The sequence below is a fragment of the Streptomyces sp. NPDC051940 genome, from assembly GCF_040680895.1.
Taxonomy (GTDB): domain Bacteria; phylum Actinomycetota; class Actinomycetes; order Streptomycetales; family Streptomycetaceae; genus Streptomyces.
This window is the reverse complement of sequence record NZ_JBFAXR010000184.1, coordinates 1-13,076: the sequence shown is the minus strand read 5'-3', so window position 1 is coordinate 13,076 and position 13,076 is coordinate 1. Positions and strand designations below refer to the sequence as shown.

Annotated in this window: 9 protein-coding genes and 2 pseudogenes; 6 read left to right on the top strand and 5 right to left on the bottom strand. The window is 73.7% G+C overall.

Annotation, left to right across the window (positions count from 1 at the left end; genetic code table 11):
• Positions 1-139: 139 nt before the first annotated feature.
• Positions 140-1,519 carry an alpha-amylase family protein gene (locus tag AB0M28_RS37515; RefSeq protein WP_365414800.1) on the bottom strand — a complete coding sequence of 460 codons (1,380 nt, stop codon included), beginning with the start codon at positions 1,517-1,519 and terminating at the stop codon, positions 140-142.
• A gap of 489 nt (positions 1,520-2,008) precedes the next feature.
• On the opposite strand from AB0M28_RS37515, the gene AB0M28_RS37510 reads away from it, so the two are divergent.
• The 6 genes and pseudogenes from AB0M28_RS37510 to AB0M28_RS37485 all read left to right on the top strand — a co-directional run bounded on the left by AB0M28_RS37510 (position 2,009) and on the right by AB0M28_RS37485 (position 9,450).
• Positions 2,009-2,425 carry a hypothetical protein gene (locus AB0M28_RS37510; RefSeq protein WP_365414798.1) on the top strand — a complete coding sequence of 139 codons (417 nt, stop codon included), beginning with the start codon at positions 2,009-2,011 and terminating at the stop codon, positions 2,423-2,425.
• Positions 2,422-4,740: a tetratricopeptide repeat protein gene (locus AB0M28_RS37505; protein ID WP_365414797.1), complete on the top strand. Its 2,319-nt coding sequence runs from the start codon at positions 2,422-2,424 to the stop codon at positions 4,738-4,740. Before AB0M28_RS37510 ends, AB0M28_RS37505 begins: the two co-directional genes overlap by 4 nt.
• A 91-nt stretch (positions 4,741-4,831) precedes the next feature.
• Positions 4,832-5,131, top strand: a complete 300-nt coding sequence (locus AB0M28_RS37500; RefSeq protein ID WP_365414795.1) for a DUF2087 domain-containing protein — start codon at positions 4,832-4,834, stop codon at positions 5,129-5,131.
• 156 nt (positions 5,132-5,287) lie between these two features.
• Positions 5,288-6,232: a hypothetical protein gene (locus AB0M28_RS37495; RefSeq protein ID WP_365414793.1), complete on the top strand. Its 945-nt coding sequence runs from the start codon at positions 5,288-5,290 to the stop codon at positions 6,230-6,232.
• 23 nt (positions 6,233-6,255) lie between these two features.
• A pseudogene (locus AB0M28_RS37490) lies at positions 6,256-8,310 on the top strand (bifunctional polysaccharide deacetylase/glycosyltransferase family 2 protein); the annotation flags it as partial.
• Between the two features lie 12 nt (positions 8,311-8,322).
• On the top strand, positions 8,323-9,450 hold the full coding sequence (locus AB0M28_RS37485; protein ID WP_365414801.1) for an acyltransferase: 1,128 nt from the start codon (positions 8,323-8,325) through the stop codon (positions 9,448-9,450).
• A gap of 24 nt (positions 9,451-9,474) precedes the next feature.
• On the opposite strand, the gene AB0M28_RS37480 is transcribed toward AB0M28_RS37485, so the two are convergent.
• The 4 genes and pseudogenes from AB0M28_RS37480 to AB0M28_RS37465 form a co-directional block, all read right to left on the bottom strand.
• Positions 9,475-10,212, bottom strand: coding sequence for a Pr6Pr family membrane protein (locus AB0M28_RS37480; RefSeq protein ID WP_365414792.1), 738 nt, complete (start codon positions 10,210-10,212; stop codon positions 9,475-9,477).
• Positions 10,213-10,302: 90 nt separating this feature from the next.
• A complete protein-coding gene (locus tag AB0M28_RS37475) occupies positions 10,303-11,976 on the bottom strand; it encodes a cholesterol oxidase substrate-binding domain-containing protein (protein ID WP_365414790.1) in 1,674 nt (557 codons plus the stop codon).
• A 151-nt stretch (positions 11,977-12,127) separates the two neighbouring features.
• A complete protein-coding gene (locus AB0M28_RS37470; RefSeq protein ID WP_365414803.1) occupies positions 12,128-12,373 on the bottom strand; it encodes a hypothetical protein in 246 nt (81 codons plus the stop codon).
• A gap of 55 nt (positions 12,374-12,428) precedes the next feature.
• Positions 12,429-12,683, bottom strand: a pseudogene (locus tag AB0M28_RS37465) (threonine/serine exporter family protein); the annotation flags it as partial.
• Positions 12,684-13,076: the final 393 nt, after the last annotated feature.

The following is a 13,076-nucleotide window of genomic DNA, read 5'->3' as shown; positions in this document are numbered from 1 at the left end:
GCAGCGCCGCCGCCGCGACGGCGGCGGTGCGGCGCGGGGCCGGTGGTCTCATCAGGGCGTGTCTCCTTGGGCGGGGTGGCCGCCCGGTGGGGAGCCCGGGCGGCCGGTTCGGTGCGGTTCGCTGCTGACCGGGGGGCGGCTAGCAGGTGGCGCCGGCGCGCAGCGCCAGTGCGGTCTGGGGCGCGACGGTGGCGGTGAACCAGCCGGTGCTGTTCACGTTCACGCAGGCGCCGTGCTGGAGGTCGCGGTAGTTGCCCGCGGGCAGCTGGGTCTGGAAGGAGCGGCTGATGCCGAAGGACTCGTGGTTGATCACGGCGTAGCCCTTGGTGCCGCGGCCGAAGGCGATGGCCTGGTAGCCGTTGTCCCACCAGTTGACGACGGCCTGGCCGCGGGTGGTGTTGCGGAACGCCACCATGGCCTTGATCTCCGGCCAGGCGTGCTGGCACTTCCAGCCGTCCTGCCAGCAGGCGTTGACCGTGCCGCCGTTCGGCGGACCCGCGTCGGCGTCGCTCCACTCGTAGCCGGAGTTGATGTCCGGGGAGCCGTAGGGCCAGGCGAGCATGAAGACGTTGGCGAGGGTGTAGTTCGCGCCGGACTTGTAGTTGAGGGTGGAGCCGTTGCGCTCGGTGTCGTGGTTGTCGACGAAGACGGCGGACTGGCCGGAGGACATGTAGCCCCAGCCCTCGCCGAAGTTGTTCAGATACGCCAGACGCTCGCTGGTGAAGACGCGCTTGAGGTCGTACGCGTAGCGGAACTCCTGGACGTCGCCGGAGCCCAGGTACTCGCTGGGCTGGACGGCCTCGCCCGCGCCGTAGATGGCCTCGTGCTTCCAGTAGACGTTCGGGTTGGTCAGCCGGGACTTGATGTTCGAGAGGTCGGCGGCGGCCATGTGCTTGGAGGCGTCGATCCGGAAGCCGTCGACGCCGAGGGAGAGCAGGTCGTTCAGGTACGCGGCGATCCGGCCGCGGACGTACTCCTCGCCGGTGTCGAGGTCGGCGAGACCGACCAGCTCGCAGTTCTGCACGTTCCAGCGGTCCTGGTAGTTGGAGACCTGGGACTTGCAGTTGTCGAAGTCGGGGTCGGAGTAGACCCCCGGGTAGTTGTACTTGGTGTACGAGGAGCCGCCGGTACCGGTGCCGGAGCCCGCGGACATGTGGTTGATCACGGAGTCGGCGACGACCTTGACCCCGGCGGCGTGGCAGGTGTTCACCATGTTCTGGAAGTCGGTGCGGCTGCCGAGCCGCCCGGCGATCTTGTAGCTGACGGGCTGGTACGAGGTCCACCACTGGCCGCCCTGGATGTGCTCCTGGGGCGGGGAGACCTGGACGAGTCCGTAGCCGGCCGGGCCGAGGACGTTCGTGCACTCCTTGGCGACCGAGCTGAACTTCCACTCGAAGAGGACCGCGGTGACGTCCTTGGTCCCGGGCGGCGCGGCCTGCGCCGCGGGCACGGATCCGGTGAGGACGAAGCCGGCGGCGGCCGCGAGCGCGAGTGCGGCCGCGGCGGTTCTGCTGGCCATTTCTCCTCCTGCACGTGTGGGGGGAGGTGCGGGTGACGGGGCAGCCTCGTCCGGCAACGCGCCATGCCCGTAAGGCCTCGGGGTCCTTCGCGACGGTCCTTGAAGGTCCTGGGAACGGTCCTGGAAAGTCTTTGAAGGTTCTTGCTGAAAGATTCAGCCTGCTGTTGCGGAGAGACGGTATGAGCGTGGACGGCTTCGGTCAACCCCGGCGACATGAGCGAGTAACAGCCGTGACATATTACCCGGGTTCGCCGCCGCAAGGCTTCCGCAAGAACTTGCATGGATGCTACGTTCAACCCCGTTCTCCGGCCCGGCCGGCCGGGGGACCGGCCCCGGCCGGCCCCACGCGCCCGGCCGGCCGGTCCGGTACGGGGGAAACCGTCCGTGAGGTCTGGCACCCTTGTCGTAGCCGCGCGCCACGGCGACCCGCGTCGCCCGCGGCCTTCGGGCTCGTCGTGCACCGGCGCGCCGTGCGACAGGGGGCGGATCATGGATGCGGAGATCGTCCGGCTGGCCGAGCAGGCCGGCCCCTGTCTCTCCGCCGCACTCGCCGCGTACGGCGGTGCGGTGCTGACCCGGGCCGAGACGGCGAGCGCCGACGCCACGGCGAACCTGGGCCGCCGGCTGCTGCAACTCGTCTGGCACCGGCGTACACCGGAGCAGCAGGCGGACCTTGAGGCCGCGGTGGCGGACGCGAGCGCCGATCCCGCGGACGCCGACGCGCTCGCGGCACTGCGCCAACTCCTGAAGCGGGCCCTGCGCGACGACCCCGCGCTGCGGGACGAGGTGGCCGCGCTGCTGCCGGCCGGGCAGGTCACGGTGACCGCGAGCGGCGAGCGCTCGATCGCGGCGCAGCACCTGGACGGGATCGCCGTCACCGGCGACTCCGCCACGATCCGGGAATGACCGCGATGACGCCCGACGGGCCGGCGCGGGTCTCCGCGCCCGGGCAGCGGGCGATCGCCGCGCAGCACCTGGCGGGCACGGCCATCTCCGGCGACATCGACCAACTGGTCGTCCTGCCGCCGCAGGCCGGTCTCTCCGCGCGGGACATCGAGGCGCCGCCCGGGCTGTCCAACCTGCCGCGCGCGGCGACCAGCCTGTTCCTCGGCCGCGACCGGGCCCTGGCCCGGCTGCGCGCGGCGCTGACGTCCAAGGGCGACGCGGCGATCACCCAGGCACACGCCGTCCACGGCCTGGGCGGGGTCGGCAAGAGCACGCTGGCGCTGCAGTACGCCCACCGCTACCGCGCCGAGTACAACGTCGTCTGGTGGATCACCGCCGAATCCCCGGACCACATCGACGCCAGCCTCGCCGCCCTCGCCGTACGGCTCGATCCCGTCTGGGCCGGCACCGCGCAGCCGGCCCAGCACACCGCCTGGGCGCTCGCCTGGCTGCAGTGGCACCAGGGCTGGCTGCTGATCTTCGACAACGTCGAGGACCCCGCCGATCTGCGCCCGTACCTGGGCACGCTCCCCGGCGGCCACCATGTCGTCACCAGCAGGCGCAGCACCGGGTGGCACGGCATCGCGCCCACCATCACCCTGGACGTGCTCACGCCCTCCGACGCCACCAGCCTGCTCTGCTCCCTGGCCTTCCCGGGCCGCCCGCCGACAGACGCGGAACGCGAGGAGGCCGGCCGGCTGGCGGCCGAACTCGGCCACCTCCCGCTGGCGTTGGAGCAGGCGGGCGCCTATCTGCACCAGACCAAGACGTCGTGCGCCGCGTATCTCCGGGCACTCGGGCCGCTGCTGGACGAGGCGGCGGAGGGCATCGACGCGCAGCGCACCATCGCCCGGATCTGGGGCCTGACCCTGGACGCGATCACCCAGCGGAATCCGCAGGCGGTCCGGCTGCTGAACGCGCTGGCGTGGTTCGCCCCCGACAGCCTGCCGCGCGAGGTGCTCGCCCCGCTCGCCGGGAGCACCGCCGAACTGGACCGGGCCCTGGGCGTCCTGCACAGCTACCACATGATCACGCTCACCCGGCAGGGCCTCACCATCCACCGGCTGCTGCAGACCGTGCTGCGCTCGGTACCCCGTACGGGCCCCGGATCGTCCGAGGGCCCGGCGCACCCGGGCCGCACCGACGCCGAACGCGCCATGGCCGCCACGATCCCCGAGGCCCGGCTGCCCGCCGAACAGGCATGGCCCGCCTGGCAACCGCTCCTCCCCCACATCCAGGCACTCGCCGTCGCGACGCCCGACGGCTACCGGTCGGAGGCCCTCGGCGTCTTCATGGCCGCCGCGGACCAGCTGCGGCGCCAGGGCCGGCTCGGCAGCGCGGTCCCCCTGTGCGAGGCGGTCGCGGCCCAGCGCCGCCTGCAGTACGGGGAGGAGCACCCGAACACGCACGTCAGCCTGAGCAACCTGGCGAGCTCGTACCAGGCGGCGGGCGACACGGACCGGGCGATCCCGCTGTACGAGCGGAGCCTGGCGAAACTGGCGCAGGTCTTCGGCGGCGACGACGCCCGTACGCTCGCCTGCCGCAGCAATCTCGCGGGCGCCTACCAGGCGGCGGGGGAGCTCGAACTCGCCATCGCGCTGCACCTGGAGGTCCTGGAGCAGCGCAGACGGCTGCTCGGCGAGGACCACGCCGACACCCTCAACAGCTTCGACAACCTGGCCGGCGCCTACCAGGCGGCGGGCGCGATGGAATGGGCGATCCCGCTGCACTCCGCGGCCGTTGAGGGCTACCGGCGGGTCCTCGGCCCCGGCCACCCCCGCACCCTGGGCAGCCGCAACAACCTCGCGAGCGCGCTCCGGCTGTCCGGGGCGTTCGAGGAGGCGATCCGGCTGCACCGGTCCGTACTCGCCGACTACGAACAGGTCCTGGGCCGCGACCACCCGGACACCGCCGCGTGCCGGAGCAACCTGGCCACCGCCCACCGGGCCGCGGGCGAGTTCGACCGCGCGATCCCGCTGTACGAGCAGGCGCTGGAGGAGTTCGAGCGGATCCTCGGCGCGGACCACCGCTACGCGGTGGCGTGCCGGGGCAATCTGGAGATCGCGCGAGCCCGGGTCACCGACACGTCGCCGATGGACTTCTCGCTGCCCCCCGCGTGGCTGGCGCAGACGCCCGGGGCACCGGCGGGGGGCTACTGGCCCGAGCACCGCTACCCGGTCGGCACCTCCGCGCCGGGCTGCCCCAGCTGCGCCGAGCCGCTGGAAGCCGGCGACCGCTTCTGCGCGTGGTGCGGGGCGGATCTCGCGTGGGAGTAGGCCTTCGCGCTGGGAGTGAACGACCGCCGGGGCGCCCGGCCGTCCGAAAACCGATGGACGCGGCTCGGGCCCCGCGGGTTGGCTGGAGCGTATGACGACAACGCACACCCCCGTCCCGCACGAGCTGCGCGGGTTCCTCCAGGACGGCCGGCTGCGCCGCCTGCCCGCCAAGTACGGCAAGCAGCTGCTGGTCCTCGACTATCTGGCCCGCAACGCCTTCGAGCCCGGCCGGATCTACGACGAGCCCGCGGTCAACGAGATCCTGCGCTCGTGGTGCGACGCAGGCGAGACGGACCACGCGGCGGTACGCCGGGCCCTGGTGGAGGCGGCGCAGCTGCGGCGCGATCCGGTGCAGGGGTGGTACTGGCGGGAGGACGAGGCGCCGGCCTGAGGCGGCGGCCTTCACGGCGGCCCGTAGGCCGGCGCATACCCATACCGAACACCTGTCGGATATGCAGGTTTTGACCGGTACTCGCCCCTTACAGATGTCAGGTGCCTGACTAGACTCGGTGCTTCAAAATTCAACCGAGCCTCTGGGGTGGTTCCCATGGCGGACGTGCACTTACCGGAAGAAGAGCAGCCGCGCGAGGAAGGGCACCGAGGGGAGGCCGTCCCACCGGTGTTCGTCGACTCCACCGGACGACGGGCCCGTTGGGTACGCCGCGCCGGCTGGGGAATGGGCGGCACCTGCGGCGCGTACTGCCTGGCCCTCGGGCTGAGCGTGCTGGGCGTCGGCCCCCTCGCACCGGACCTCATGTGGCCGTTTTCCGGCCACGGCGACCCGGGCCCGCCCCGCGCGGGCGCCCCCGGCGTCGGCGACGGGGCCGCACCCGGCACCCGGCGCCCGTCGGACCTGCCCCCGCGCGTCGGCGACGGCGCCCCGCCGTCGGCCGGTTCGCCGGTGACGACGGTCCAGCAGGGCGGTTCCACGTCGCCGGACGAACTGCCCGTGAACCGGGCCGACCCGGCACCCGGCACGGACACGCCGCCGGCGGACTCGCCGGGGACCACGGACCCGCCGGAGGGCGCCGACTCCCCCGGCACGGATCCGGTGGGCGACGCGCTGGAGCCCGTGGGCGACGCGCTGGAGCCGGTGGGCGACGCCCTCGAGCCGGTGACGGGGGCGGTCGGCGACACGCTGGAGCCGGTGACCGGCGCCGTCGGCGACACCCTGGAACCCGTGACGGGCGCCGTCGGCGACATAGTCGACCCGGTCGCCGAAGCCCTGGAACCCGTCACCGACACCGTGGGCGACGTCGTCGAACCGCTCACCGAGGCGCTGGAACCGGTGACCGACCCGGTCGTCGAGGCCCTCGAGCCCGTGACCGAGCCGGTGGCCGAAGCGGTCGAGCCGGTGACCGAGTCCCTGGAACCGGTCACCGAGGCGGTCGAACCCGTCGCCGAACTCCTCGGCTCCGACGCCGACACGGAGACCGGGGACACGGACAGCCGGGACACCACCGAGGCACCGACCAGCGGTGACACCGCGTGAGTGACGCGCGACCGCGGCCGCGGCTGCGTGCCGCGGTCGCGCTGCTCGCCTTCCTCGCCCTGGCCTGCGCGCTGCTGCTCGCGGGCTACGTCCGCGGCGACTACGCCGCGGACCACCGCACCCACCCCCTCGTGGCCGACGACCGCGTACCGCAGGCGGTGCTGGACGGCGGCCCGGTGGTCGACGCCCGCGGGCCGCGGGTGCGTTCGGTGCGCGTGCCGGACCGTACGATCGTCCTCACCTTCGACGACGGCCCGGACCCCGAGTGGACGCCGCGGATCCTGCGCGTGCTGCGCCGCTACGACGTACCGGCCACGTTCTTCGTCACGGGTGCGCAGACCGCCCGCAACCCGGGTCTGGTCGCCCGGATGGTGCGCGACGGGCACGAGATCGGGCTGCACACCTTCAACCACCCCGATCTGGCCTACCAGGACCCCGCCGGCATCGACCGGCAGACGGCCCGGGCCCAGCTGGCGCTGGCCGGCGCGGCCGGCATCCACAGCTCGCTGTACCGGCCGCCGTACTCATCGACGCCCGCGGCGCTGGACAACGCCTCGTGGCCGGTGCTGGCGGAACTCGGCGCCAAGGGCTACGTGGTGGCGTTCCACGACCTCGACACCGGCGACTGGCAGCGCCCCGGGGCCGCGGTCATCGCCGAGCGGGCGGTACCCGACGAGCCCGGGCGGGGCGCGATCGTGCTGCTGCACGACTCGGGCGGCGACCGTTCGCAGACGGTGGCCGCGCTGGAGACGCTCATCCCGAGGCTGCGCGCGTCGGGGTACCGCTTCGACACGGTCGCCGGTGCCACCGGGATGACCGGGGTCAACACCCCCGTGGACGGCGTACGGCTGTGGCAGGGGCGGGCGTTCGTCGGGGCGGTCGTCGTCTCGGAGTGGACCCTGCCGGTACTGGTGGCGCTGCTCACGGTGGTGGGGCTGCTGGTGGTGGCCCGCTTCCTCGCGATGCTCGCGCTGGCCCGGCGCCATGCCCGCCGCCGGCGCCGCCCCGGTTTCTCGTGGGGGCCGCCGGTCACCACCCCGGTGAGCGTGATCGTCCCGGCGTACAACGAGGCCCGCTGCATCGAGTCCACCCTGCGGGCGCTGGCGGCGACGAGGCATCCGGTCGAGATCATCGTGGTGGACGACGGCTCCACGGACGACACGGCCGCGCTCGCCGAGGCCGTCGCAGGGGCCACCGTCCTCCGCCAGTCCAACCAGGGCAAGGCCGCCGCCCTCAACACCGGTCTCGCGCACGCCCGGCACGACCTGATCGTGATGGTCGACGGCGACACCCTCGTCGAACCCGGCACCGTCGGCGCGCTCGTCCAGCCCTTCGCCGACCCGTCCGTCGGCGCGGTCGCCGGCAACGCCAAGGTCGGCAACCGCTCCACGATGATCGGCCGCTGGCAGCACATCGAGTACGTCATGGGCTTCAACCTCGACCGCCGCATGTACGACGTACTCGGCTGCATCCCCACCGTCCCCGGCGCCGTCGGCGCGTACCGCCGCGCCGCGCTCGACGAGGCGGGCGGCGTCAGCGGCCACACGCTCGCCGAGGACACGGACCTGACGATGGCCGTCCATCTCGGCGGCCGGCGCGTGGTGTACGAGGAGAGCGCCCGCGCGTACACCGAGGCGCCCCGCACCCTGCGCCAGCTGTGGCGGCAGCGCTACCGGTGGAGCTACGGCACGATGCAGGCGATGTGGAAGCACCGCCGCGCGGTCCTCGCGCGCGGTCACGCGGGCCGGTTCGGCCGGGTGGGGCTGCCGCTGGTCGCGCTGTTCACGGTGGTGACGCCGCTCCTCGGGCCGCTGATCGACCTGTTCGCGGTGTACGGCCTGCTCTTCCTCGACCCGGCGCGCACGGCGCTCGCCTGGGGCGCGCTGCTCGCGGTCCAGGCGGCGTGCGCCGCGTACGCGTTCCGCCTCGACGGCGAACCGCCGCGCCATCTGTGGGCGCTGCCCCTGCAACAGCTGGTCTACCGCCAGCTCATGTACCTGGTCCTGATCCACGCCTGCCTCACGGCGCTGAGCGGCCACCGGCTGCCGTGGCACAAGCTGCGGCGTACGGGGGAGGTCACGGAGCAGACGGTGGCGGGGCTGGTACGGCCGTCGTCTGCTGCTCCGGCCGCGGTGCCGGGAGCAGCCGCCCCACCGGTCCGCGACCGCTATCTCGACGTCCTGCGGGGCTTCGCCCTGATCCGCGTCGTCGTCTACCACACCTTCGGCTGGGCCTGGCTGACGCTCGTGTTCCCGTCCCTGGGCGTGATGTTCGCGCTGGCGGGCTCGCTGATGGCGCGTTCACTGAGCCGTCCGGCGGCCGGGGTGATCCGGGCGCGGCTGCGCCGGCTGCTGCCGCCGTTCTGGGCGTTCGCGGTGCTCGCGGTCGGCTGGATGCTGTGGCGCGGCTGGACTCCGGCGCAGTGGCCGAGGCTGGCGCTGTGGGTGCTGCCCGTCGCCGATCCGCCGGGCAGCGAGTGGGGCGAGCAGCTGACGGGCCCGCTCTGGTACATCCGCGCGTACGTGTGGTTCGTCCTGCTCTCCCCCGTCCTGCTGTGGGCGTGGCGGCGCATACGGTGGCCGCTGATGGGCGCCACGGTGGCGCTGGCGGCGGTGTTCCAGTACGAGTGGGTGCGGCTGCCGTTGCTCGCGGAGGCGGCCGTCGCCGACTTCGCCGTCTTCGGGGCCTGCTGGCTGCTGGGCTTCGCCCATCGCGACGGCTCGCTCGACGCGCTGCGCGCGCGGGTGGTGGTGCCGGTGGCGGGGCTGCTGATGGGCGCGGGCGGCTGGTTCACGGCCACCCACCCCACGCCGGAGGCGGGTTACGACCTGGGAGAGATCCCCCTGGCCCAGGCCCTGTGGTCGCTGGGCTTCGTCCTGCTCCTGCTGCGTTTCCGTCCCTCGTCGCTGCCCCGCCTGCACGGGGCGGACGCCCTGGTCCGCCTCCTGAACAACCGGGCGGTGACGGTGTACCTGTGGCACGAGGTGGCGCTGCTGACGGCGGTGCTGGTGACGGACCGACTGTGGCAGGTGCCGTTCCTCGCGGAACACGTCCCGCTGGACTCGCAGTGGCTGCTGTTCGCGCTGGTGTGGCCGCTGCTGGCGGCAGCGGTGCTGCTGGTCGGCTGGGTGGAGGACCTGGCGTCCCGCAAGCGCCCCCATCCGTGGCCGGCGTCGGCCGCTCCCCGGCAGGGGGAGGCTTACGCGGTGGCCACGTGACGGGCGCGGGGGCGGGGGCGGCCGTCACCCGCTTCTCGTCCTCCCCCGTACGCCTGCTCTGCGGTGACCGCGCGCCCGTCCCGGCTCGCCCCGTTCCGCGTCCCTCGCCGCCAACCGCCGGTCCCCCCAGGCCAGCAGCAGCGCCAGGCCCGCCGCCAGGAGGAGCACCAGGGCGGTGTTCAGCAGCGCCCTGGCGTACCCTCGCTCCGCCACATCCAGGAACGGGTACGGGTACCAGCCGGACACCGCCCCGTGCAGGAGCGTGTAGGCGATCCACAGCACCGGCCAGACGAACGCCCGGCGCACCGTGGCAGCGTCGATCCGCGGGCGGGGGCCGAACAGCAGCCAGCCGGCGAGCGTCGCGGGCGGGGCGACGTAGTGCAGGCCGATCGTGGCCCACAGCGCCGCGCCGGTCAGGTGCACCTTCGGCGCCAGGACCACCGCGTAGACGAGCCCGGTGATGGCGATGCCGAGGAGTGCGTCCAGCCGCAGCACCCGCCACAGCCGGCCGTCGCGGTCCGGTCTCCGCACCAGGGTGGCGGCCGCGACGAGGACGAGGATGTTGCTCTCGATAGTGAAGTAGCTGACCAGACGCACCAGTCGGGTACCCGTGGAGAGGCGTTCGACCGTCCGGCCCGTGGTGGCGTCGGCACCGCCGGTCAGGATCAGCACCAGTTGGAGGACCAGCGCCGCCGCGACCACCGCGCAGAGCACCGCATGCCACCGGCGGGATGCCGTCGCCTTGCCCGCAGATTGGGTCATTTGCGGATGTTATCTGCCCGATCGGTGCCGATTGCCTCCTCACCGGATGTGGCGGTGGCCCGCCGGGGCGCGCGCCCCGGCGGGTGCGCATCACCCCAGCAGCGCGTCCACCAGCTCCGATCCGAAGACCCGCGCCGGATCCCACCGGTCGTACACCTCCCGCGCGGTGGGCGGCACCGTCGACGCCGCCCATGACAGGGACGTCCACGGCCCCGCGTCCGTGTAGCCCCAGCCCTTGGACCACTCCGGGCGGACCACCGCGTAGTGGGCGAGGATCCACTCCTCCATCTCCCGGAAGAACGGGAACGCCCCCGGCGTGCCGGGGTACGTCGAGAAGTCCAGCCACACGACCGTGTCGAGCCCGCCCACGGAGCGCGCGGGCGACAGCAGCGGCGAGGTCCCGGCGGCCGGGTCGGTACGGGTGACCCGCAGTTCGACCGGGCAGTTCACGGGGTAGGCGCCGCGCGCCGCGTACGCGTCGACCAGCGACCGGTACCGGCTCCAGAAGTCCGCCACCACCCGCTGCACGTCGGCACGGGCGCACTGCACGGCCCACCCCGCCTCCGTGATCCGCAGCGTGCTGGGCTTCACGTACAGCTGGGTGTTCTTCGACCAGCCCCAGATGTCCCAGGTCCCGGTGGTGATCAGGCCGGAACCCACGACGGCCATGGCCCAGTTGCAGTAGTCGGGCGTGTTCGCGCCGCCGCCCGCCGCGATCGCGCCGAGCAGCGCCGACTGCTCCTCGCTGACGCTGTTGGCGAAGGTGTACGGATACGGGGCGGTGATCTGCCGCGAGAGCAGCGGCTTGGTGGGGGCGACGCTCCACACCTTCAGCCAGGGCACGGACGTGAACGGGTACCAGATCGCCTCCAGCCGGCCCGTCTTCGTCAGATAGCTGCCGAAGGTCCGGCCCGTCGTCCCGGGCGGGCCGAAGACGACCGACGCGTCCACGTCGTAGAAGTTCTGGCAGCGCAGCCGCTGGTTCGGCGCCGCCTGCAGCGTCACCTCCGTGAGGAACGCCCGGCCCAGGTGCACCAGGAACGCCGCGATGTCCGGGTCGGAGCGGGTGAACGTCCGCAGCGTGTAGCGGCCCGCGGCGGTGTCCCAGACCACCGCGGTGAGCCGGGTGACCAGGTCCGACAGCGTGCCGAAGCCCGCACCCTGCGGCGGCTGCTCCGTCGCCGTCGGCACGGCGGTGCCGTGCGCGCCTACGGCGAGGATGCCGCCGACGGTCATCTCGCCGGGGGCGGTGGTGGCGGCGAGGCCGAGGCCGGCGGCCTCCAGCCGGGTCAGGACGGTCTCCAGCAGCGCCCCCGTCTGCGCGGTGACCTGGCTGCCGGTGACGGTGACGGCGGTGAGGTACGTCGTCGTGTCGACCAGCAGCGTGCGCGAGACGTCCTCGCCGTTGTCGGCGACGAGCGGCGTCCAGGTGTGGCCCGTACCGCGGGCGCGCAGCCGCCAGCCCTGGGCGCGGGCCCAGTCGGCGAGGACCACGACGTCCTGCGGGGTGCGGGCGGTGGCGGTCCACACGCCCTCGACGAGGATCTCCCGCGACCAGTTGCGGAACGTCTGCTGCGCCAGCGGGATCCCGGCGGGGAACGCCGGCGGCACGGCGAGCGTGGCCGCGGCGCTCCCGGCGGGGATGCGGTGGGCCGGGGTGAGGCGCACCGCCGCCGCGGCCCCCGCTCCGGCGAGCAGGGCGCGGCGGGTGAGGCGGTTCGCGACGGGGTCGGCGGGGTCTGCGGGCACGGCGCGCTTCGTCATGGCGGTCCTCCGGCGCACGCGCACACCGGACCGGCGCACCGTGCGCTCGCTCGAGAGGGATCGGGGCTGGACGCGTCGCAGGTGCGGTTGCGGTGCGGAGAAGGTAGGCGCACCGGCCGCAGTACGCAAGAGACGTGCGCCGGCCGGGGCCTCAGCCGTCCGCCGGGCCGTTCCGCGGGGACACGAGCACGGCTCCCACCAGCAGCCCAACCGCGATCGAGGTGACGGGCAGGATGAGGACGAGCCGGGGCGGGCGGCCCGGCCCGCGCGCGTACACCGTCGTCGCGGCCGACAGCACCGCCGCCGCCACGAACGTGCCCACGACCTCCCCGGCGAGCCCGGTGACCAGCGACTGCACGGCCACCGTCGCGTAGACCATGGCCAGCAGCGGTCCCAATCAGCATCACCGGGCCGCCGTGCGAGGGGTCGCCGGCGAACGCCTGGATGGTGACGACCGAGATCACCGTCGCCACCAGGTCGATGCCGAGGAGCTTCTGCCACCACGGGTACGGCGAAAGCGACCGCTCGATGGCGGTGAGCCGGCGATCGGCCTCCGCAAGCCCGAGACCGCCGCGCTCCACCTCCTCCCGGAGCGGCTTGACCGCGGCCACCTGGTCGAGGCGGAACACCTCGGGGAAGCCGTGCACGACGACCGTGCGGGTGCCGCCGTCGGGGGCGGTGACGGTGAGTACGGCGGAGTCCGGCACCAGTTGGAGGGAGGCGTCGCCCCCTAAGCCCCGGGCGGCGCCCGCTACGGCGGGGGCGACGAGCTGCGCGCCTTCGGGCGGCTCCCCCCGGGTGCGGTTGGTCTCCTTCTGGTCCAACCAGGGTGCATCGGGTGGGCCGGGGCGGCATTCGGAAGGGCACGCGGGGGCATGATCCGGGCGTCGCTCAGGGCAGGTGACCGGGTGCTCGCCGGGGGGGCTTACCAGGGCAAGCGCGTCAGCGCAGGCAGGACCCCAGCGGTCCCGACCGCCCCCACCGGGAGGGCGCGGCCTGAGCGGGCGACGGCGACCCGCGCATCCTCGCGCTGGTGGCCGTGGTCATCGGCATCGTGCTGGCCGCGCTCATCCAGCAGCTGACGGGCTACTTCACCGAGA

Excerpts from the sequence above, each read along its gene's own strand:
- AB0M28_RS37515 (WP_365414800.1), bottom strand. The coding sequence starts at position 1,519 with ATGGCCAGCAGAACCGCCGCGGCCGCACTCGCGCTCGCGGCCGCCGCC.
- AB0M28_RS37510 (WP_365414798.1), top strand. The coding sequence starts at position 2,009 with ATGGATGCGGAGATCGTCCGGCTGGCCGAGCAGGCCGGCCCCTGTCTC.
- AB0M28_RS37505 (WP_365414797.1), top strand. The coding sequence starts at position 2,422 with ATGACCGCGATGACGCCCGACGGGCCGGCGCGGGTCTCCGCGCCCGGG.
- AB0M28_RS37500 (WP_365414795.1), top strand. The coding sequence starts at position 4,832 with ATGACGACAACGCACACCCCCGTCCCGCACGAGCTGCGCGGGTTCCTC.
- AB0M28_RS37495 (WP_365414793.1), top strand. The coding sequence starts at position 5,288 with ATGGCGGACGTGCACTTACCGGAAGAAGAGCAGCCGCGCGAGGAAGGG.
- AB0M28_RS37480 (WP_365414792.1), bottom strand. The coding sequence starts at position 10,212 with ATGACCCAATCTGCGGGCAAGGCGACGGCATCCCGCCGGTGGCATGCG.
- AB0M28_RS37475 (WP_365414790.1), bottom strand. The coding sequence starts at position 11,976 with ATGACGAAGCGCGCCGTGCCCGCAGACCCCGCCGACCCCGTCGCGAAC.